Here is an 18,955-nt window from a genome sequence, read left to right as displayed (position 1 = left end):
AGTTGATCGTGTACCCGGTCAACTGTGGGAGCCGGGCTTGCCCGCGATAACCATTTCAAGGTCACCACCGTGCCCGATGCGCGCCCAATTCCCCAGCCGGCAAATCCCATTGCAGCGGTGTCCCGGCAAGAGTGACCGGCGCCAGCAACCGATGCGCCGGCCCCCAGGCCGTCTGCTCCACCAGCAGCCCCTGATCACTCGGTTCTTCTTCACGCAACGCTGGCTGCTTCACGTCTTGTCCCGCCTCGATCAACAATTTCGCCGTACGCGCCAGCGACAGCCGGGCCGAAACCCCATGCCCGCTGCTTAAACGCTCGGCCAAGGCCCGTATCGCACTGGCCGCCATCAGGTAACCGGTGGCATGGTCCAGCGCCTGCACCGGCAGCGGCACGGGTTTATCCGCCTGCTTCCATTGCATGCCGGCGTGGGCGATGCCGCTGCTCATCTGCACCAGGCTGTCGAAGCCCCGGCGATTGCGCCACGGGCCGCTCCAGCCGTAGGCGTTGAGGCTGACGTCGATCAGGCCGGGGGCGAGTTGCTGCACTGCGCTCGCGTTGTAACCCAGTTGCTCCAGTGCATCGGCCCGATAACCGTGAAACAGAATGTCGGCATCCTTGAGCAAACCTTCGAACAATTGCCGGTCGTCGGTGTTTTTAAGGTCCAGGCGCGCGCAGCGTTTGCCCAGGGTCATTTCCGGCACGACCCCTGGTTCGTTCCAGGTGGGGGAGTCGATGCGTAATACGTCGGCGCCAAGCCCTGCGAGAAAACGGCTGGCCACAGGACCGGCCAGAACGCGGGTCAGGTCCAGTACCTTGACCCCCGCCAACGGGCGCGCCACGTTGCCCAGCCAGGTGGTGTTGCCGGCTGCCTCGAAGCGCTCCCATGCCACCAACGGTTCCTGATTGACCGCCGACCCTTGGGGATGAGCCTGCCACTGCTGCCAGGTGCGCATCTGCGCGGCACAGCCGGCCTCATCGACAATCGCCTGCTCAAGCTCGGCGGCGTTCCAGGAGGCGACCTTGAGCGCCATCGCCGCCCGATCCGCGACCTGCCCCAGTACACGCTCGGCAGCTGCGCGGTGGTGGGGGGCGTTGGTGTGCAGACGAATCCAGCCGTCAGCGCAGGCGTAGTCCCCGGCAATCGGATCCCACAGCGGCGGCACGCTCCAGCCCAGTGGGCGCAGGGAGCTGGAGAACCAGAAGGAGGCCAGGCGCGGGTCGACGCTGATCAGGGGCAGGCGCCCGGTTTGTTGTTCCAGCAGCCGGGCTATGGCCTGTCCTGCAGCCCCGATGCTGGCGCAGGCCAGCTCGGTGACAGCGAAGGTTGACGGCAGGGCGCCGGCTTCAGTGGTCGCCAGCGGCGTGGGCGGCAGATCGAGTGCACGCTGGATCGAGGTGAGCAGATCAGTCATCAAAGGCCCTCCATAAGAGAGGGGCCATCATAGAAGATCTTCAGGGGTGTGCTGCAATCCCCGGCTGCAAGGGCAAGTCCAGGGTGGCGATAAATCCGCCCTCCGGGTGATTGGCCAGGCTCAAGCTGCCGCCATGACGTTCGGCGGCCCGGCGGGCGATGGCCAGGCCCAGCCCATGACCTTGGGCGGTTTGCCCGGGGGCGCGGTAAAACGGCTCGCCCAGTTTTTGCAGGTGTTCGGCCTCCACGCCCGGGCCGTGGTCGCGCACGCTGATCACAATGCGTTCGCCTTGGCGCTGGGCCTGGACTTCAATCGGCTGGGTGGGAGGGTTGAAGCGCTGGGCATTACGCAACAGGTTGTCCAGCGCCCGCTCGATCATATGGGGCCAGCCCTTGAGTTGCAGCGCCGGCTCGGCTTGCAGTTGCACCAGCTGCTCCGGGGCGCCGAGCTGGGCGTCCTTTTGCAGGGTCTTGAGCAGGGCGTTGAGGTCGATGTCTTCGGCGCTGGCGTTGTCGGCGTCGACCCGCGCCAGCACCAGGATCTCGCTGATCAAGGCTTCCAGGCGATCACATTCCAGGGTCAGGCGCGGCCAGAGCTTCTCCCGGGCTTCGGGCGTGGCCCGCTCCGCCAGGGCCAGGGCGATCCGCAGGCGCGCCAGGGGCGAGCGCAGTTCGTGGGACACATCGCGCAGCAATTGCCGCTGGCTGCCGATCAGGCTTTGCAGGCGAGCGCCCATGCGGTTGAAGTCGGTGGCCAGCACGCCAAATTCATCACGTCGGTCGGCCAGGCGCGCCAGGCTGTTTTGCTGGTACGTGGTCTGGCCCAGGTCATGCACTGCACCGCGCAGACGGCTGAGGGGGCGAGTGATGGACAGGGTCACCAGCAGGCTGAACAGGGTCAGCACCACCAACGCAATCGCCAGGGCACTCAAGGGCCAGAGCAGGCTGCTGCGGTGCCAGGCATCTAGCTCCGGCAGGGCGATACGATAGATCAGCAGGTAGGTATCGCCGGTTTTTTCACTGGTGTACTCGGCCGTCAGGCGGCGCCACGGTAGCCGGCCCTCATGGCTCTCATGCTGGCGGGCTTCGAAGGCGGCGGCGCGGCGCGGGAAGGTGCCACGCACCACCGGGTCGCCGCTCTCGTTGAGCACCTGCACATCGACGTGGTACTGGCGTTTGCGCTGTTGCAACAAATCCTGGGCGGCGTCCTCGCCCTGGGTTTCATAACGCTGGGTCCATTCTTCGGCCAGGTTGTTGAGGCCGGGATGGCGGCTGAGAATCCAGGCGTCCTGGTTGAGCATATGCCCAAGCAGGATCGACAGTCCGGCAACCAGGGCGATAGCCAGCCAGAAACTGGCAAGGATGCGCCAGAAGAGTGAACGCACAGGAAACCCTCAAACAGGAAAAGCCCAGCGGCACGGGCCACTGGGCTGGGAGGTTGCTAACGCATTATTGCGCTTTTTGCGGTTGTTGCGCTTTCCAGGCCTGGAACTGCTGCCACTCGGCTTGACGCTCGGCGCGCTTCTTCGCCATTTCGTCGAACTTCTTCTGCTGGTCAGGCTTGAGCAGGGCACGGATATCCGCCTGGGTTTTCTGCTTGGCGGCGGCCATTTCGTCCTTCATGGCCTTCTGGTCAGCGGCCGGGAGTTTGTCCAGGTACTTCTTGACCAGTTGTTGGCGGCCTTCCCGTTGTTCGCCCATCAGTTTGCCGATCTGCTGGCGCTGCTCGCGGGTCAGGTCCAGTTGGCTGAACGGGCCGCCTTTGCCGCGCATGCCGTGTTCACCGCCGTGGCCCGGGCCACCCATCATGTGGCCTTCAGGGCCGCCCATCGGGCCATGGCCTTCTGGCATGGCCATGGCGACGGTCGGCAGGGCTGCGGCGAACATCAGAGCGATAAGGGTCTTGCGCATGGTGTTTCTCCTTGTCTCGGTTCCGGTGAGTCCGGATGTGAGTAGATTACGAAGATCAAGGTCAGCGGCGGTCAGGGAAGGGTAAAGCTTGGGTAAAGACGGATTGGGCGGGGGCTTACAAACCTGTAGGTGCCGGCTTGCCGGCTCCTGCAGGGGATGTCAGAGGCTGTAGTAGTAGCCACGGCTGCGCAATGCAACGATCCGCGGGCGGCCGTCGGCATGCGGGCCGATTTTCTTGCGCAGGTTGCTGACGTGCATGTCCAGGCTGCGGTCATACAAGGTCAGCTTGCGCCCCAGGGCGATCTGCGCCAGCTCCTGCTTGTCCAGGGGCTCGCCCGGCTGGCGCAGCAAGGCTTCCAGCAGGCGGCTTTCGGACAGGGTGAGGGTCAGTTCCTGATGGTCGATGATCACCACACCACGCACCGGGCTGAAGCACAGGTCGCCCAGTTCCAGCTGGGTCGACACCGCCGTCGGGTGGCTGCGGCGCAGTACCGCCCGCAGGCGGGCGGTCAGTTCGCGGGGGTCGCAGGGCTTGGCCAGGTAGTCATCGGCACCCAGTTCCAGGCCGAGGATCCGGTCCAGGGGCTCGCCCCGGGCCGAGAGCATCAGTACCGGCAGCTCCGGGTGGTCGGCGCGCAATTGCTTGAGCAACTCCAGGCCGCTGCCGTCGGGCAGCATCACATCCAGCACCACCGCCGCCGGCGCGGCTTCGGCCAGGGCTTTGCGCGCGCTTACGCCGTCATGGCAAGCGCGCACCTGGAAACCTTCCTGGCTCAACCAACTGGTCAGCAGCTCACAAAGCTCCTGGTCATCATCTATCAGTAACAGCTCGCTCATGACTCACTCAATTTAGCCATTGTCGACGGCGCCGATGCCCGCCACTGGCGAAGATACCGCACAGCAGGGCGACCAGCGCAACTCCCGCACCAATCACAAACCACTGCTGCTGGTCAGTGAGCCAGCGTGGCAGGGCGCCACCTTGTGCTTCCTTGAGTTGCTGGGCCAGGCGCTGATTGTCCTGGCGCAGCCGGCTCAGTTGCGCACTCTCGCGGGTAGCATCGGCAGTCTGCAATTGTTTGCTCAGCTCTTCGCGCAGGCGTTCGCTTTCTTTCAAGCGTTGCTGCAACTCGGTGATCTGGCTGCCGGCACTCAAGGACAGGGGCGTGGAACTGCCGGTGTTCGAGGTTTCTTCAGCCTGGGCCGTAGCCCCGATCGTTAACACTGCCAACAGACACAACTGACGTAAGCGCATCGGAACTCCTGATTCCACACGAATATTCAGAACGTTGTCGGCAGGTTACCGAGAATAATGAGCGATTAGGCGTTTGCCGAGCCCAATAGGTTCAGCACCACCTGGATCAGGGCAGGACTTGCTTGAACGGTTTGACCACGACATCGGCATAGGCGCCGGCCGCCACATACGGGTCGGCCTTGGCCCAGGCCTGGGCATCGGCCAGGGAGGCGAACTCGGCGATGATCAGGCTGCCGGTGAAGCCAGCGTCCCCCGGATCATTGCTGTCGACCGCCGGGTGCGGGCCGGCGATCACCAAGCGCCCCTCGGCCTGTAGCGCCTTGAGGCGTTCCACGTGGGCCGGGCGAACGGACAGGCGTTTTTCCAGGGAGTTGGCGACGTCGGTGGCGATGATGGCGTAGAGCATGTCAGTCCTCGGTTTTTGGCGTGGTGGGGTCGGTGTCATGCAGATGGCGCGACAGGTAGATACCCTGGGCAACCAGGAACACCACGGTCATGCCCAGGCTGCCGAACACCTTGAAGTCGACCCAGTAGCTCTGGAAGGTAAAGGCCACGAACAGGTTGGCCGCGCCACAGAACAGGAAAAACCCGATCCAGGCGATGTTCAGGCGGGTCCAGATCGGCTCCGGCAGGCTCAGGGCGTGGCCCATGATCCGCTTGATCAGCAGGCGATCACCAATGAAGTGGCTACCGATAAAGGCCAGGGCAAACAGCCAGTTGACCACCGGGGCTTTCCATTTCAGGAAGGTCTCGCTGTGGAAGGCCAGGGTCAGGCCGCCAAAGACCAGGCAGGCGATCAGGGTCAGCCACTGGCTTTTTTCCAGCTTGCGCTGGGAGATGAAGATCGCGCCGTAGACCACCAGGGAGCTGAGGATCAGCACCGCCGTGGCGCTGTAGATGCCGCCGAACGACAGCTCATGGCCGCCGATATCAAGGACCCGTGGATCGGTTTTGAAAACGATGAAGAACAGCAACAGCGGGATGAAGTCGATGAATTGTTTCACAGTAAGAGCCAGAAGCTGGATGTGGCGGCATAATAACAAACATCCTTGGTAGCGAAAGCGCCAGCTGACTTGAGGTTACACACTTCCGTGAATGTTGATTTGCACTGCCACAGCACGGCCTCCGACGGCGCCCTGGCGCCCGCGGTACTGGTTGCGCGTGCGTTTGAAAAAGGCGTGCGAGTCCTGTCGCTGACTGACCACGACACCCTCGAAGGCCTGGAAGAGGCGCGTAGTGCCGCCACGGCCCTGGGGATGCATCTGGTCAATGGCGTCGAATTGTCCTGCACCTGGGGCGGCGCGACCATTCATGTCCTGGGCTACGGTTTTGACGTCACGGCCCCGCCATTGGTGGCGGCCATTGCCAATTTGCACGATGGCCGCTGGCTGCGGTCCGAAGAAATAAGCCGCAAACTGGCGCTCAAGGGCATGCCCAACGCGCTGGAGGGCGCCCGAGCGATCCAGCAGGAGCTGGGCGACAGCGGCAACGCGCCGGCCCGTCCGCATTTTGCCGACTGGATGGTGCGTGAAGGGTTCGTCAAGGACCGCGCCGAAGCGTTCCGCAAATGGCTGGGCGCCGGCAAGCTGGGGGACGTCAAGCTGCACTGGCCGACTCTGGAGGACACGGTTGCCACGTTGCGTGCTTCCGGGGCCTGGGTCAGCCTGGCGCACCCCTGGCATTACGATTTTACCCGCAGCAAGCGTCGCAAGCTGATAGGCGACTATATTCAAGCGGGTGGCCACGCCATCGAAGTGGTCAATGGGCATCAACCCGCCGAACAGGTTGGCAGCCTGGCGATTCTTGCCCGTGAATTTGGTCTGCTGGTCAGTGCCGGCAGTGATTTCCATGGCCCAGGCGGCTGGTCGGAGATCGGCGAATATCGCCCGGTCCCGGAAGACTTGCCGCTCCTGTGGGGGCGATTCAAGCATGACCCCATTACCGCCACCGTCTGAACAGGTAGAGAACGTGAGTCAATTTTTCCAGATTCACCCGGAAAACCCGCAAGCGCGGCTGATCAAGCAGGCCGTGGAGATCATTCGAGGCGGCGGCGTGGTGATCTACCCCACGGATTCCTCCTACGCCATCGGTTGCCAGATCGGCGACAAGAACGCCGTGGAGCGCGTAAGACGCCTGCGCGAACTGGACAAGAATCACAACTTTGCGCTGATCTGCAGCGACCTGTCGCAATTGGGCCTGTTCGCCAAAGTCGATACCGGCACTTTCCGCCTGCTCAAGGCCCATACGCCGGGGCCGTACACCTTTATTCTGAATGCCACCCGCGAGGTGCCGCGCCTATTGCTGCACCCGAAAAAGCGCACCATTGGCCTGCGGGTGCCGGAGCACCCCATTGCCCTGGCGCTGCTGGCCGAGTTGGGTGAGCCGCTGATGAGCGTGTCGTTGATCATGCCCGGCGACACTGAGCCGCTGGAAGATCCCTATGAAATGCGCCAGCTCCTGGAAAAGCACGTAGACCTGATCATCGACGGCGGGTATGGCGGCAACAAGGCGTCCACCGTGATCAACCTGGCCGACGGCGAGCCGGAGGTGATCCGTGTGGGTTGTGGCGATCCGGCACCGTTCCTGGTCGAGGCCTGAATGTCGGCCGTGGAAACCGTCGACAGTCAGGCCGGCGCCCAGCAGGAGCTGCCATTTGCCATGGTCTACGGCCAGGCGGTCATGGAAATGCCCCTGGACCTGTATATCCCGCCGGATGCCCTGGAAGTGTTCCTTGAGGCCTTCGAGGGTCCGCTGGACTTGCTGCTGTACCTGATCCGCAAGCAGAACATCAATATCCTCGATATCCCTGTGGCGGAAATTACCCGCCAGTACATGGGCTATGTCGAGTTGATGCAGTCGGTGCGCCTGGAACTGGCCGCCGAGTACCTGGTGATGGCGGCGATGCTGGCGGAGATCAAGTCGCGCATGCTGCTGCCGCGTTCCGAGACAATCGAAGCCGAAGAGGACGACCCCCGCGCCGAGCTGATCCGCCGCCTGCAGGAATACGAGCGCTTCAAGGCTGCCGCCGAAGGCATTGATGGCTTGAGCCGCGTGGGCCGTGACGTGGTGGTGCCCAAGCTCGATGCCCCGGAAGCCCGGGCGCGCAAATTATTGCCGGATGTGAGCCTGGAAGAACTGTTGATGTCCATGGCCGAGGTGCTGCGCCGTGGCGATATGTTTGAAAGCCACCAGGTCAGCCGCGAAGCCTTGTCCACCCGCGAGCGTATGAGCGATGTGCTGGAGCGTCTCAAGGGCGGCGGCTTTGTGCCGTTTGTCGAGCTGTTTACCGCCGAAGAAGGGCGCCTGGGCGTGGTGGTGACCTTTATGGCGATCCTCGAGCTGGTCAAGGAATCCTTGGTCGAGCTGGTGCAGAATGAGCCTTTTGCGGCTATCCACGTGCGGGCGCGAGCCGAATAACGAGCTGAATTGATGAATCTGACTGAACCTCGCGAACTGGCACCGCTGTTGGAAGCCTTCCTCTTGGCCTCGGGCAAGCCGCAATCGCTGGAACGCCTGTTTGAACTGTTTGAAGAGGCCGAGCGCCCGGAACCGCCGGTGTTCAAGAAGGCCCTGGAAATCCTGCGTAAATCCTGTGACGGCCGTGCTTTTGAACTGCGCGAAGTGGCCTCGGGCTATCGCTTGCAGATCCGTGAGAAGTTTTCGCCGTGGGTGGGGCGCCTGTGGGAAGAGCGCCCGCAACGGTATTCCCGGGCGATGCTGGAAACCATGGCGCTGATTGCCTATCGCCAGCCCATCACCCGTGGCGAGATCGAAGACGTGCGCGGCGTGGCAGTCAACAGCCATATCGTCAAGACGCTGCTGGAGCGCGAGTGGATCCGTATCGTCGGCTACCGCGACGTACCCGGCAAACCCGCGATGTTCGCCACCACCAAGGTGTTTCTCGATCACTTCAACCTGAAGAACCTCGACGACCTGCCGCCCTTGGCCGAGCTGCGCGAGATCGAGGCCGAACCGGTGCTCGATTTCGACGATGCCCCGGTGCCGCCCGGCTTGCAGGAGCTGGCTGATGCCAGCGCCGAGCCGGAAGAGCCGAAGGACGAGACCAGTTTCCACACCTTGCTGCTGGAGCTGGACGATATGGAGCAGGGGATCAAGACCGACTTTGATGACTTGCTGCGTGATGGGGCGGTGGCGCCTGAGTCTGAGCCTGAGCCTGAACTTGAGGTAAACGTGGAAGCGGCCCCCGAGGAGGATGTCCTCGGCGTGGCTGCGGCCCGCGAAAAACTGCTGGCCGCCGTCGCTGCCCTGGAACAGCCCGAGTTGAGCGAAGAAGAAGCCGAAGCCCGGGCACTGGCCGAAGCCATCGAAAACGAACGCCGCGAATTCGAAGACTGACCCAGAAGCAAATGTGGGAGCGGGCTTGCTCGCGATTGCGGAGTGTCAGCCACTGAATATATGACTGATCTACCGCAATCGCGAGCAAGCCCGCTCCCACATTGGATCTTCTGCACCAGGGAGAATGTATATGAGCTCCACCAAAGACCCCTGTATCAGCCTCTGCAAGTTCAGCGACGATATCTGCGTCGGCTGTGGGCGCAGCAAGCGTGAGATCCGGGCCTGGAAGAAGCTCGACAAGGTCGACAAGCGCGCAGTGCTGGCCGAAGCCGAGCTGCGGCTGATCGCCCTGGGTGCCACCGGTCGGCGGAAAAGCAAATGAGCCGGCCCATATCGACTAGTCTCTGATGCGCAATGCGCGCCATGAGCGTATGATTCGCGACCCTTCGGCGATGCGTTCGCCCAAGACAACAGTTTCAATACCTTCAGGCCACGCCTGAATCGACACACCGGGAGGTGCTTAAGATGAAAGACCAAGACCAGAACGACAGCCAGGAAATCGGCCCAGCCGGCGAGAAACTGCAAAAAGTCCTCGCCCGCATCGGCGTCGGCTCGCGCCGCGACGTAGAAGCCTGGATCACCCAGAAGCGCATCAAGGTCAATGGCGTCGAAGCCACCCTGGGCCAGCGCGTCGATCTGCATGATGCGATCACCATTGATGGCAAGGTCATCAAGCGTGAAGAGGCCGCCGAATCGGTGCGCCGCGTGATCATGTACAACAAGCCCGACGGCGAGATTTGCACCCGTGACGACCCGGAAGGCCGTCCAACCGTGTTCGACAAGATGCCCAAGCCTAAAGAAGGCCGTTGGATCAACATCGGCCGCCTGGACATCAACACCACCGGCTTGCTGATGTTCACCACCGACGGTGAACTGGCCAACCGCCTGATGCACCCGTCCTACGAGATGGACCGTGAGTACGCGGTACGTGTACGGGGTGAAGTCGATGACGAGATGATCGAACGCCTCAAGGCTGGCGTGGTGCTGGAAGACGGCCCGGCCAAGTTCACCGACATCAAGCAGGCCCCCGGTGGCGAAGGTTTCAACCACTGGTACCACTGCGTGGTGATGGAAGGGCGTAACCGTGAAGTACGTCGCTTGTGGGAATCCCAGGGCCTGGTGGTCAGCCGCCTGAAGCGCGTGCGTTTCGGCCCGGTGTTCCTCAACTCGGACCTGCCGATGGGTCGCTGGCGCGAAATGAGCCAGTACGAAGTCGACATCCTCAGTGCTGAAGTGGGCCTGACCCCTGTGGCCATGCCGCAGATGAATGCCAAGAGCAAAGACAAGCTGGAGCGCATGCAGCGTAAATCGTCGCGCCCGGTGGCACGTACCGAACGCGTTGCGCGCACCTTGCGCCCGGCGCTGGATGCTCCGGCCACAGGCGGTCGTATTTCCCGTCAGCCGCAGATCGAGGGCGATCGTCGTCCATCGGCTCCAGCCCGTCAGGATGGCGAGCGTGCACCGCGTACCCCGCGGCCTGCCGGTCGTGGCGAAGCACCAACGGGCGGTCGCAGCAACCGTGGCGATACCGGCCGTGGTGCTCCGCAGACTGATCGCCCAGCCGAAGGTGCCAAGCGTCCAGCCAAGCCCGCGCCGAAAAAGCGCCCAGGGCTCAAACTGGTCGCGGACGAGCCGTCGGGCAAGCGCCGTGGCGCACCGGCAGGTTCCGGCCAGCGTCCGGGGTTTGGGCGTAAGAAGCCTTAAGAGCAGCAGCAAGCTTTAAGCTTCAAGCTGTAAGAAAAAGCGTCAGCCTGCGGGTTGGCGTTTTTTTTTGCACGCTGTGTGGCGAGCGGGCTTGCCCGCGTTGGGCTGCGCAGCTGCCCCACACTCTGCTGTCTCGGTCTGCCTGGTTGACTGGGTTGTTCTTTCAAGAGACTGCTGTGCAGTCCAACGCGGGCAAGCCCGCTCGCCACGGGGGAGTCGGTGGTGTGTCAGGAATGGCTTCCGCTATGTAACGATTATTTTACGATTAGGCCGAGCCTACGCAGGGCGTGCTCTTGATGAACTTTCTGTGTAAAGAAAATCTTCCATTTGACGAACAATCTCTCCCGCAACCCTCCCTCGCGGATCGAGCGGTGTACAATGCGCCGCGTTTTACTGTGACCCCCCCTTGCGTACCCACGCAAAAGGCCTTCAAGGCTAGCTGCCTTGTTAACTCCGCCCGGCCATAAGCCGGACGGGTTCGATTTCGTCACAGATAAAAACAAACAGGTGACGCATGACCGTTAGAAAGACGCTGGACTCCTGGTGTTTGCGCTGGGGTTTGATCGGCGCTGCTTGAGTCGGTTTCAAAGCAGCATCGTGTATTGAACATCATCAAACCTTGCGTGAGACCCTTTTCATGAGTGGACCCAACTCGCATTCAGGCGAACTGAAGCGCGGCCTGAAAAATCGTCATATTCAATTGATCGCCCTCGGTGGCGCGATCGGTACCGGCCTGTTCCTGGGCTCGGCGGGGGTGCTGAAGTCAGCCGGCCCGTCGATGATCCTCGGCTATGCCATCTGCGGTTTCATTGCCTTTATGATCATGCGCCAGTTGGGCGAAATGATCGTCGAAGAGCCAGTGGCCGGTTCCTTCAGCCATTTTGCCCACAAGTACTGGGGCGGTTTCGCAGGCTTCTTGTCGGGCTGGAACTGCTGGATCCTCTATATCCTGGTGGGCATGTCGGAGCTGACGGCGGTCGGCAAGTATGTGCATTACTGGTGGCCGGAGATTCCGACCTGGGTCTCGGCGGCGGCCTTTTTCGTGCTGATCAATGTGATCAACCTGGCCAACGTCAAAGTGTTTGGCGAAGCCGAGTTCTGGTTTGCGATTATCAAGGTGGTGGCGATTATCGGCATGATCGCCCTGGGCAGCTACCTGCTGGTCAGCGGCACCGGCGGGCCCCAGGCGTCGGTGACCAACCTGTGGGAACACGGCGGGTTCTTCCCCCATGGTGTCGGCGGCCTGGTGATGGCCATGGCAATCATCATGTTCTCCTTTGGCGGCCTGGAAATGCTCGGTTTTACCGCCGCTGAAGCGGACCAGCCACGCACCGTGATCCCCAAGGCGATCAATCAGGTGATCTACCGCATCCTGATTTTCTACATTGGCGCCCTGGTAGTGCTGCTGTCGCTGACGCCGTGGGACAGCCTGCTGGTGACCCTGAATGCTTCCGGCGATGCCTATAGCGGCAGCCCGTTCGTGCAGGTGTTCTCGATGCTGGGCAGCAACACCGCCGCGCATATCCTCAACTTCGTGGTGCTGACGGCGGCGCTGTCGGTGTACAACAGCGGCACCTACTGCAACAGCCGCATGCTGCTGGGCATGGCCGAGCAAGGCGACGCCCCGGCGGCGTTGGCGAAGATCGACAAGCGCGGCGTGCCGGTGCGTTCGATCCTGGCCTCGGCGGCCGTCACCCTGGTGGCGGTGTTGATGAACTACTGGATCCCGCAACATGCCCTGGAATTGCTGATGTCCCTGGTGGTGGCCACGTTGGTGATCAACTGGGCGATGATCAGCTTCTCGCACTTCAAGTTCCGCCAGCACATGAACCGCACCGGTCAGGTGCCGCTGTTCAAGGCGCTGTGGTACCCCTATGGCAACTACGTGTGCCTGGCGTTTGTGGTGTTTATCCTGGGGGTCATGTTGTTGATTCCGGGGATTCAGGTCTCGGTGTATGCGATTCCTGTCTGGCTGGCCTTTATGTGGGTGTGCTATGTGCTCAAGAACAAGCGCAAGGCTCAGGCTGACGTGAGTGCTGTATCCTCGCTGAACCCCTAGCCCACCGCGTAGGGGCCGGCAACCCGGCCTCTACCCTCGCTCACGGACCCGCTTTCGATGTTGGTGATCTCCAGTAACGTGCACCTGCCCGATGCCGAAATCGAGTTGACGGCCATCCGCGCCCAGGGCGCTGGCGGGCAGAACGTCAACAAGGTATCCAGCGCCGTGCATTTGCGCTTCGATATCGGCGCTTCGTCGCTGCCGCCGTTCTACAAGGAACGCTTGCTGGCACTGCGTGACAGTCGGATTACCAGCGACGGCGTGTTGATCCTCAAGGCCCAGCAATACCGGACCCAGGAACAGAACCGCGCCGATGCCCTGGAGCGTCTGGTGGAGTTGATCCTCAGCGCGACCAAGGTCGAAAAAAAACGCCGCCCGACCAAGCCCACCCTGGGCTCGAAAAAGCGTCGCCTGGAATCCAAGACCAAGCGCGGCAGCATCAAGGCCGGGCGCGGCAAGGTGGATTTCTAGCCGGCGTTACGTTCGTCGCGGTATTTGGGGGCCTGGCGATACAGGTACAGGCTCAGCAGCAGCCCGGCGAAGGCCGCCAGCGCGGCAAACAAAAAGATCGAGGCAAAGCCGAAACCCGCCGCAATCGCCCCGGCCAGCGGCCCGGTGATACCCAATGACAAGTCGATAAACAACGAATAGGCCCCTACCGCCGCGCCACGGCTGGAGGCGGGTACCAGGTTGACCGCTTCAACCCCCAGCGCGGGGAACACCAGGGAAAACCCGAAACCGCTCAAGGCCGCGCCCGCCAGGGCCAGCTCGGCGCTCGGGGCCAGCCATAACAGCAGCAGGCCGAGGGTTTCCACCGACAGGCAGGCAATCGCCACGCGAAACCCGCCGATACGGTTGATCAGGTTGCCGAACAGCAACCGCGCCCCGATAAAGCTGGCGCCGAACAGGCTCAGGCACAGCACTGCGTTATCCCAGTTGCGGGTCGCGTAATACAGGGTGATAAACGTGGCGATGGTGCCAAAACCGATGGAACCCAGGGCCAGCCCGCAGCCGTGGGGCAGCACGCGGCCGAGCACATGCATAAAGGGCAAGCGCTCGCCGACCACAATGGGCGCCGCGACTTTCGGCCAGGCCAGCAACAGGCCCAGCACCGCCAGGGCAATAATGCTTGCACCCATGCTCCACAGCCCGAACCGACTGACCAGCAGCACCCCCAGCGGGGCGCCAATCGCCAGGGCGCCATAGCTGGCAATGCCGTTCCAGGAGATGACCTTGGCGGTATTCACCGCGCCGACCCGGCCGATGCCCCAGCCAATGGAGCCGGAACCCACCAGGCTTTCGGCACTGCCCAGCACCAGCCGGCCAATCAACAGGCTGGCCAGGCTCAGGGCCGGCAGGTGGGTCAGGGCGGCGGATGCCAGCATGAACACCCCGCTCAAGCCGCAACCGGCCAGGCCGTACATCACCGCGCGCTTGCTGCCGCGGTTGTCGATGATGCGCCCGGCGTAGGGCCGGCTCAGTAGGGTGGCCAGGTACTGCACGCTGATCACCAGGCCCGCGATCACGGCGCCAAAGCCCAGGTCGCTGTGGACATAGCCCGGCAATACGGCCAGGGGGATGCCGATATTCAGGTAGCCGATAAAGGTGAACAGCACGATGGAAACGACTTGCAGCGTGACCGCCATGGGGCGCTGGGTATCTGGCATGGGAAAGATCCACTGTCGCGGCAGGAAAAGATAGGTTGCTTATGATACCGGTGCTTTACGCTGCCAGAAAATCATTCACCACGGCAACTGTGGCAGAGGGGCTTACTGTGACCAGAGGGCTTGTGGTGTTTAGGGGGCTTGCTGTGGCGAGGGGGCTTGCCCCGTCGGGTGGCGCAGCCGCCCCAAAACCTGCCACCTCGGTTTACCTGACAGGGGGGCGGCTGCACAGCCCAACGGGGGCAAGCCCCTCTCGCCACAGGATAAAAATCAGGGGGTTTCGGGGTCGAGCATGCGCGTGGTCACCAGCGCGGCCAGGGCGTTTTCCTGGGTGCCAAAGCGCTTGAGCAGCAGCGCCTGTTTTTCCGGGCTGAGGCGGCTCCAGACGTCGACCATTTGCAGGGCGGCGCCGAGTAACGCTTCATCGGGGGAATTGTGGGGGGTATCGGGCATGTGGCGTGTCTCTTGATTCAGGCGGTGTGGAAAGCGCGCAATGTCACGCTTTCCACACGGTCTGGGTGCTGCGGTCAGTCGTCGCTATCGCTGTCGACCGGTGTTGCCTGTGCCGGCGCTTGTTTGTCACTGCCGGCCTGTTGCGGGGTTGGCTGCTCAGTCTCGTGCAGGCTTGGGAAGGGGAGATTGGGAATCTCGTGCATCGTCGTCGCTCCTCGCAAGGTCTGTTGTGCAATTGCAGATGTGCCACGCTTTTCACAAAGCCTGGGCAGGATACAGCACTGCAAATGACAAAAAGACTTTTATCTCGCCAAATGCGCAAACCTTCATCTACCCGGCGCAAGTGACAAGAGGTCACAGGCTGGCCTGGCGTTCCATGGCAGCTTTGTAGAGCGAGTTTTTTGGCTGGGCAAAGACCCGCGCCAGCATCGGTTCGAAAAAACTCAGGGGTAGGGTGGCATAGGCGGGGTCGAACGCCGCCGCGTCATACAGTGCGCAGAACTCGATGGTTTGCTCGTACTGCGGGTGTTCGCCAAATTGCTCGCGCAGGTGGCGATCCATACCCAGATGATGAAAGAAATAGTAACCCTGGAAAATCCCGTGCTTTTCCACCATCCACAGGTTCTGCGGGCTGACGAACGGCTTGAGGATGGCGGCGGCAATGTCCGGGTGATTGTAGGAACCCAGGGTGTCGCCGATGTCATGGAGCAGCGCGCAGACCACATATTCTTCGTCGCGGCCATCGTGCCAGGCGCGGCTGGCGGTTTGCAGGGAATGGGTCAGGCGGTCCACCGGGAAACCGCCGAAGTCACCTTCCAGCAGGCGCAGGTGCGCGAGGATCCGTCCGGGCAGTTGGCGGGCGTAGGCACTGAAGTCGGCAGCGATGATTGCCCAGTCTTCCTGGGTGCCGTCCTGCATATGGGTAAAGCGGGCCTGTTGGCTCATCGACATGTCTCTTATTGTTTTGCGGGTTTAGAACGGTACCTTGCCCAGAATCATGTCGCGGTACATCACGAAATCACCCAGCAGGCTGTAGAACGGATGCTGGAACGTGGCCGGGCGGTTCTTTTCAAAGAAGAAGTGGCCGATCCAGGCAAAGCTGTAGCCGGCCACCGGCAACACCCACAGCAGCCACCAGGCACCTTTGCCGACGGCGAAGGCGAGAATAAAAATCACCAGGCTGGTGCCGATAAAATGCAGGCGCCGGCAGGTGCTGTTGCCGTGTTCGCTCAGGTAATACGGATAGAACTCGGCGAAGCTATTGAATTGTCTGACATTTTCCACGTTGGCCGGCCCTCTGTTTGTTGTTGTGCCCGACGGATGTTCGGCGGGGAGCTTATTTGAGTCTAGAGTCATCACAGGCAAGGGCCAGTGACAATAGACGCCACTTTAGTATCCTTGGGTTCCGGGCTGCGGTTTCAGCCGTCCCTTCATAGAACGCGCGCAAGAAAACGCCATGAACGAACGAACCACTTCTGCAAGTTGGGCGATGGGGATAGTCAAGGCGCTGGAGCTCGATGGCCTGGATTGCCGTGCCCTGTTCCAACAACTGGGCCTGGATTATCGCGCCCTGGATGACCCCGATGCGCGTTTCCCCCAGGACTCCATGACCCGGCTCTGGCAGCGCGCGGTTGAGCTGTCGGGCAATCCGGCCATTGGCTTGAATATGGGCAAGGTGGTGCGTCCGGCGTCCTTCCATGTGGCGGGTTATGCCTTGATGTCCAGCAGCACCCTGGCTGAGGGCTTTGCCCGGCTGGTGCGTTACCAGCGGATCATTGCCGAAAGTGCCGACCTGAGTTTCCGCCTGTTACCCGAAGGCTATGCGCTGATCCTCACGGTCCACGGCGACCATCTGCCACCCACCCGGCAAAGCGCCGAGGCTTCGCTGGCCTGTGCCCTGGCGTTATGTGGATGGCTGACCGGGCGCACCTTGCAGCCGCGCAAGGTGCTGGTGCAGGGCGATCAGCCGGTGGACCTGGAGCCTTACAAGCAGGCCTTTCATGCACCGCTGGTGTTCAACGCGCCGTATGACGCGCTGATCTTCGAGCGGGCGGACATGGAAGCGCCGTTGCCTACCGCCAATGAGGCGATGGCGCTGCTGCACGATCGGTTTGCCGGGGAGTACCTGGCGCGGTTTTCCGAGAGCCGGGTGACCCACAAGGCCCGCCAGGTGCTGTGCCGGCTGTTGCCCCAGGGCGAGCCCAAGCGTGAGGTGGTGGCGCAGACGTTGCACTTGTCCCAGCGCACCTTGCAGCGGCGCTTGCAGGAGGAGGGCACCAGCTTCCAGGCTTTGCTCGACGACACCCGCCGCGAGCTGGCCGAGCAGTACCTGGCGCAGCCGAGCATGACCCTGCTGGAAATCGCCTACCTGCTGGGGTTTGCCGACCCGAGTAACTTCTTCCGCGCGTTTCGCCGCTGGTTCGATGCCACGCCCGGCGAATACCGGGCGCGGCTGCAGGAAACGTCGGTGAGTGTCAGTGGCGCCAGAACGCCGGAATGCACAGCACAAACACCGTAATGATCTCCAGCCGGCCCAGCAGCATGCCCAGGGACAGGATCCACTTGGCGGCGTCCGGCAGGGTCGCGAAATTGCCAGCCGGGCCAATGGTTTCGCCCAGCCCCGGACCTACACCGGAGACGGTACTGGCGGCGCCGGTCAAGGCGGTCATCCAGTCCACGCCCAGCAGCGACAGGGCCAGGGCAATCATGCAGATGGTGATGGCGAAGAAGAACGAGAACGTCAGGATCGAGCGCACGATTTCTTCGTCGAGGCGATGGCCGTTGTATTTCTGCTTGATCACCGCCCTTGGGTGAATCAACTGGTTCAAGTTGGCCTTGAGCAAGATATAGGCGACCTGGAAGCGGAAGATCTTGATCCCGCCGGCGGTGGAGCCCGAGCAACCGCCGACAAAGCCCAGGTAGAAGAACAGCATCAGGGAGAAATTACCCCACAGGCTGTAGTCGCCCAGGGCAAAGCCGGTGGTGGTCACCACGGACGTGACGTTCAGCGCGACATGGCGCAGTGCATCCAGCCAGTGCAGGTTGGTGGTCCACCAGTACCAGGTGCCGAGCACCACCCAGGTCACCAGCAGCATCGCCAGCAAACCTTGTACTTGCTGGTCCTTGATCAGCGCCTTGCGGTTGCCACGCAATGTCGCGACATACAGGGCAAACGGCAGGCTGCCCATGATCATCACCACGATCGCCACCCAATGCACCGCCGGCTGTTTCCAGTGGGCCAGGGACTCATCGGAGGTGGAGAACCCACCGGTGGAAATGGCCGACATCGCGTGGTTGATCGCGTCGAACAAGCCCATGCCGGCCCACCAGAACCCGAGGCTGCCGAGGATGGTAATCCCCACATAGGCCGCCACAATCAGGCGCGCCACCATATGGGAGCGCGGCATGACCTTTTCGGAGCGGTCCGAGGATTCGGTCTGGAACAGGCGCATGCCCCCGATGCGCAGCAGCGGCAGGATCGCCACCGCCATGCCGATAAAGCCGATGCCGCCGAGCCAGTGCAGCATCGAGCGCCACATCAGGATGCCCGGTGACATGGTATCCAGGCCGCTGAGCACGGTGGCGCCGGTGGCGGTAATGCCGGACATGCTTTCAAAAAATGAGTCGGTATAGCTGATGTGTTGGGTCAGCAAAAACGGCAGCGCGGCAAAGATGCACACCACCACCCAACTGCTGACCGTCAGCAGGTACATGTCCCGGGGGCGCAGTTGCACCTGCTCCGGACGCCCGGGAATCACCAGAGCCAGGCCGGCGATAAAAGTGATCATGCTGGCCCAGAGAAAGGACGGCAGGTCGCTGGTGCGCTCGAAAAACATCAAGGTGGCCATGGGCACGACCATGGCGACCGCGAGGGTAATCAGGAAGATGCCGATGATGAAACCAATGATCCGCAGGGTCGGCATTGCCATGAATAGCGCTCGGGTAACAGTCGGAGGCGCCATTCTACCTACGGTGCAGGGCTTGTAAACCGGGGGCTGCAAAGGGGGGCGCGGATCTGATGTAGGACTTGGCTTAACAGGGGCGCTGGCTTGTGTGGGAGCTGGCTCGCCTGCGATGGCGGTGGGTCAGGCCCGAATGCTTGACTGAGCCACCGCCATCGCAGGCAAGCCAGCTCCTACAGGGGAG

Annotated in this window: 22 protein-coding genes; 9 read left to right on the top strand and 13 right to left on the bottom strand. The window is 62.2% G+C overall.

Annotation, left to right across the window (positions count from 1 at the left end):
- Window positions 1–61: 61 nt before the first annotated feature.
- From HBO24_RS18870 to HBO24_RS18840, 7 genes are all read right to left on the bottom strand, one after another.
- A complete protein-coding gene (locus HBO24_RS18870; protein WP_170060099.1) occupies window positions 62–1,411 on the bottom strand; it encodes a CoA transferase in 1,350 nt (449 codons plus the stop codon).
- A gap of 40 nt (window positions 1,412–1,451) precedes the next feature.
- Window positions 1,452–2,795, bottom strand: coding sequence for a HAMP domain-containing sensor histidine kinase (locus HBO24_RS18865; RefSeq protein WP_115128817.1), 1,344 nt, complete (start codon window positions 2,793–2,795; stop codon window positions 1,452–1,454).
- A 64-nt stretch (window positions 2,796–2,859) separates the two neighbouring features.
- Entirely contained in the window at window positions 2,860–3,321 is a 462-nt protein-coding gene (locus HBO24_RS18860) for an LTXXQ domain protein (protein WP_057439995.1), read from the bottom strand.
- A 159-nt stretch (window positions 3,322–3,480) separates the two neighbouring features.
- Window positions 3,481–4,158: a response regulator transcription factor gene (locus tag HBO24_RS18855; protein ID WP_057960506.1), complete on the bottom strand. Its 678-nt coding sequence runs from the start codon at window positions 4,156–4,158 to the stop codon at window positions 3,481–3,483.
- A 7-nt stretch (window positions 4,159–4,165) separates the two neighbouring features.
- Entirely contained in the window at window positions 4,166–4,573 is a 408-nt protein-coding gene (locus tag HBO24_RS18850; RefSeq protein ID WP_170060098.1) for a translation initiation factor 2, read from the bottom strand.
- Between the two features lie 106 nt (window positions 4,574–4,679).
- Window positions 4,680–4,979: a YciI family protein gene (locus HBO24_RS18845; RefSeq protein ID WP_057439992.1), complete on the bottom strand. Its 300-nt coding sequence runs from the start codon at window positions 4,977–4,979 to the stop codon at window positions 4,680–4,682.
- Window position 4,980: 1 nt separating this feature from the next.
- Window positions 4,981–5,577 (bottom strand): septation protein A, encoded by a 597-nt coding sequence (locus HBO24_RS18840; protein ID WP_170060097.1) that lies wholly within the window; start codon window positions 5,575–5,577, stop codon window positions 4,981–4,983.
- Window positions 5,578–5,664: 87 nt separating this feature from the next.
- On the opposite strand from HBO24_RS18840, the gene HBO24_RS18835 reads away from it, so the two are divergent.
- From HBO24_RS18835 to arfB, 8 genes are all read left to right on the top strand, one after another.
- The gene (locus tag HBO24_RS18835; RefSeq protein WP_057960503.1) at window positions 5,665–6,528 is read left to right on the top strand and encodes a PHP domain-containing protein; all 864 of its coding nucleotides are present in this window, start codon (window positions 5,665–5,667) and stop codon (window positions 6,526–6,528) included.
- Between the two features lie 13 nt (window positions 6,529–6,541).
- On the top strand, window positions 6,542–7,171 hold the full coding sequence (locus HBO24_RS18830) for an L-threonylcarbamoyladenylate synthase (RefSeq protein WP_057439989.1): 630 nt from the start codon (window positions 6,542–6,544) through the stop codon (window positions 7,169–7,171).
- A gap of 120 nt (window positions 7,172–7,291) precedes the next feature.
- The gene (locus HBO24_RS18825) at window positions 7,292–7,990 is read left to right on the top strand and encodes a ScpA family protein (RefSeq protein WP_169851199.1); all 699 of its coding nucleotides are present in this window, start codon (window positions 7,292–7,294) and stop codon (window positions 7,988–7,990) included.
- A 12-nt stretch (window positions 7,991–8,002) separates the two neighbouring features.
- Window positions 8,003–8,929 carry an SMC-Scp complex subunit ScpB gene (gene scpB / locus HBO24_RS18820; protein WP_115128814.1) on the top strand — a complete coding sequence of 309 codons (927 nt, stop codon included), beginning with the start codon at window positions 8,003–8,005 and terminating at the stop codon, window positions 8,927–8,929.
- A 130-nt stretch (window positions 8,930–9,059) separates the two neighbouring features.
- On the top strand, window positions 9,060–9,251 hold the full coding sequence (locus HBO24_RS18815) for a DUF1289 domain-containing protein (RefSeq protein ID WP_057439987.1): 192 nt from the start codon (window positions 9,060–9,062) through the stop codon (window positions 9,249–9,251).
- A 143-nt stretch (window positions 9,252–9,394) separates the two neighbouring features.
- The gene (rluB, locus tag HBO24_RS18810) at window positions 9,395–10,633 is read left to right on the top strand and encodes a 23S rRNA pseudouridine(2605) synthase RluB (RefSeq protein WP_057960500.1); all 1,239 of its coding nucleotides are present in this window, start codon (window positions 9,395–9,397) and stop codon (window positions 10,631–10,633) included.
- A gap of 637 nt (window positions 10,634–11,270) precedes the next feature.
- Entirely contained in the window at window positions 11,271–12,692 is a 1,422-nt protein-coding gene (locus tag HBO24_RS18805; RefSeq protein ID WP_057439985.1) for an amino acid permease, read from the top strand.
- A 57-nt stretch (window positions 12,693–12,749) separates the two neighbouring features.
- Window positions 12,750–13,163 (top strand): alternative ribosome rescue aminoacyl-tRNA hydrolase ArfB, encoded by a 414-nt coding sequence (gene arfB, locus HBO24_RS18800; RefSeq protein ID WP_057439984.1) that lies wholly within the window; start codon window positions 12,750–12,752, stop codon window positions 13,161–13,163.
- Here the strand turns inward: arfB and HBO24_RS18795 are convergent.
- The 5 genes from HBO24_RS18795 to HBO24_RS18780 form a co-directional block, all read right to left on the bottom strand.
- Window positions 13,160–14,359, bottom strand: coding sequence for an MFS transporter (locus HBO24_RS18795; protein WP_057960499.1), 1,200 nt, complete (start codon window positions 14,357–14,359; stop codon window positions 13,160–13,162). The two genes, arfB and HBO24_RS18795, sit on opposite strands and share 4 nt — an antisense overlap.
- Window positions 14,360–14,626: 267 nt before the next feature.
- Window positions 14,627–14,809 (bottom strand): hypothetical protein, encoded by a 183-nt coding sequence (locus HBO24_RS18790; RefSeq protein WP_115128812.1) that lies wholly within the window; start codon window positions 14,807–14,809, stop codon window positions 14,627–14,629.
- 74 nt (window positions 14,810–14,883) lie between these two features.
- Window positions 14,884–15,012: a hypothetical protein gene (locus tag HBO24_RS29630; RefSeq protein ID WP_258558642.1), complete on the bottom strand. Its 129-nt coding sequence runs from the start codon at window positions 15,010–15,012 to the stop codon at window positions 14,884–14,886.
- A 151-nt stretch (window positions 15,013–15,163) separates the two neighbouring features.
- Window positions 15,164–15,754, bottom strand: a complete 591-nt coding sequence (locus HBO24_RS18785) for a hypothetical protein (RefSeq protein WP_057960497.1) — start codon at window positions 15,752–15,754, stop codon at window positions 15,164–15,166.
- A gap of 27 nt (window positions 15,755–15,781) precedes the next feature.
- Window positions 15,782–16,093, bottom strand: a complete 312-nt coding sequence (locus HBO24_RS18780; protein WP_057439981.1) for a DUF962 domain-containing protein — start codon at window positions 16,091–16,093, stop codon at window positions 15,782–15,784.
- 172 nt (window positions 16,094–16,265) lie between these two features.
- Between HBO24_RS18780 and HBO24_RS18775 the strand changes: the two genes are divergently transcribed.
- A complete protein-coding gene (locus HBO24_RS18775; protein WP_115128811.1) occupies window positions 16,266–17,327 on the top strand; it encodes an AraC family transcriptional regulator in 1,062 nt (353 codons plus the stop codon).
- Here the strand turns inward: HBO24_RS18775 and HBO24_RS18770 are convergent.
- A complete protein-coding gene (locus tag HBO24_RS18770; protein ID WP_057439979.1) occupies window positions 17,284–18,738 on the bottom strand; it encodes a TrkH family potassium uptake protein in 1,455 nt (484 codons plus the stop codon). The genes HBO24_RS18775 and HBO24_RS18770 overlap by 44 nt on opposite strands.
- Window positions 18,739–18,955: the final 217 nt, after the last annotated feature.

This window comes from Pseudomonas sp. WS 5410 (genome assembly GCF_012985645.1).
GTDB lineage: Bacteria > Pseudomonadota > Gammaproteobacteria > Pseudomonadales > Pseudomonadaceae > Aquipseudomonas > Aquipseudomonas shahriarae.
The sequence above is the reverse complement of the archived record's forward strand: the minus strand, read 5'-3'. Positions and strand labels throughout refer to the sequence as shown.

What these genes read in the sequence shown, in the direction of transcription:
- HBO24_RS18870 (WP_170060099.1), bottom strand. Translation starts at nt 1,411, where the DNA reads ATGACTGATCTGCTCACCTCGATCCAGCGTGCACTCGATCTGCCGCCC.
- HBO24_RS18860 (WP_057439995.1), bottom strand. Translation starts at nt 3,321, where the DNA reads ATGCGCAAGACCCTTATCGCTCTGATGTTCGCCGCAGCCCTGCCGACC.
- HBO24_RS18855 (WP_057960506.1), bottom strand. Translation starts at nt 4,158, where the DNA reads ATGAGCGAGCTGTTACTGATAGATGATGACCAGGAGCTTTGTGAGCTG.
- HBO24_RS18850 (WP_170060098.1), bottom strand. Translation starts at nt 4,573, where the DNA reads ATGCGCTTACGTCAGTTGTGTCTGTTGGCAGTGTTAACGATCGGGGCT.
- HBO24_RS18845 (WP_057439992.1), bottom strand. Translation starts at nt 4,979, where the DNA reads ATGCTCTACGCCATCATCGCCACCGACGTCGCCAACTCCCTGGAAAAA.
- scpB (WP_115128814.1), top strand. Translation starts at nt 8,003, where the DNA reads ATGAATCTGACTGAACCTCGCGAACTGGCACCGCTGTTGGAAGCCTTC.
- HBO24_RS18815 (WP_057439987.1), top strand. Translation starts at nt 9,060, where the DNA reads ATGAGCTCCACCAAAGACCCCTGTATCAGCCTCTGCAAGTTCAGCGAC.
- rluB (WP_057960500.1), top strand. Translation starts at nt 9,395, where the DNA reads ATGAAAGACCAAGACCAGAACGACAGCCAGGAAATCGGCCCAGCCGGC.
- HBO24_RS18805 (WP_057439985.1), top strand. Translation starts at nt 11,271, where the DNA reads ATGAGTGGACCCAACTCGCATTCAGGCGAACTGAAGCGCGGCCTGAAA.
- arfB (WP_057439984.1), top strand. Translation starts at nt 12,750, where the DNA reads ATGTTGGTGATCTCCAGTAACGTGCACCTGCCCGATGCCGAAATCGAG.
- HBO24_RS18795 (WP_057960499.1), bottom strand. Translation starts at nt 14,359, where the DNA reads ATGCCAGATACCCAGCGCCCCATGGCGGTCACGCTGCAAGTCGTTTCC.
- HBO24_RS18790 (WP_115128812.1), bottom strand. Translation starts at nt 14,809, where the DNA reads ATGCCCGATACCCCCCACAATTCCCCCGATGAAGCGTTACTCGGCGCC.
- HBO24_RS29630 (WP_258558642.1), bottom strand. Translation starts at nt 15,012, where the DNA reads ATGCACGAGATTCCCAATCTCCCCTTCCCAAGCCTGCACGAGACTGAG.
- HBO24_RS18785 (WP_057960497.1), bottom strand. Translation starts at nt 15,754, where the DNA reads ATGAGCCAACAGGCCCGCTTTACCCATATGCAGGACGGCACCCAGGAA.
- HBO24_RS18775 (WP_115128811.1), top strand. Translation starts at nt 16,266, where the DNA reads ATGAACGAACGAACCACTTCTGCAAGTTGGGCGATGGGGATAGTCAAG.
- HBO24_RS18770 (WP_057439979.1), bottom strand. Translation starts at nt 18,738, where the DNA reads ATGGCAATGCCGACCCTGCGGATCATTGGTTTCATCATCGGCATCTTC.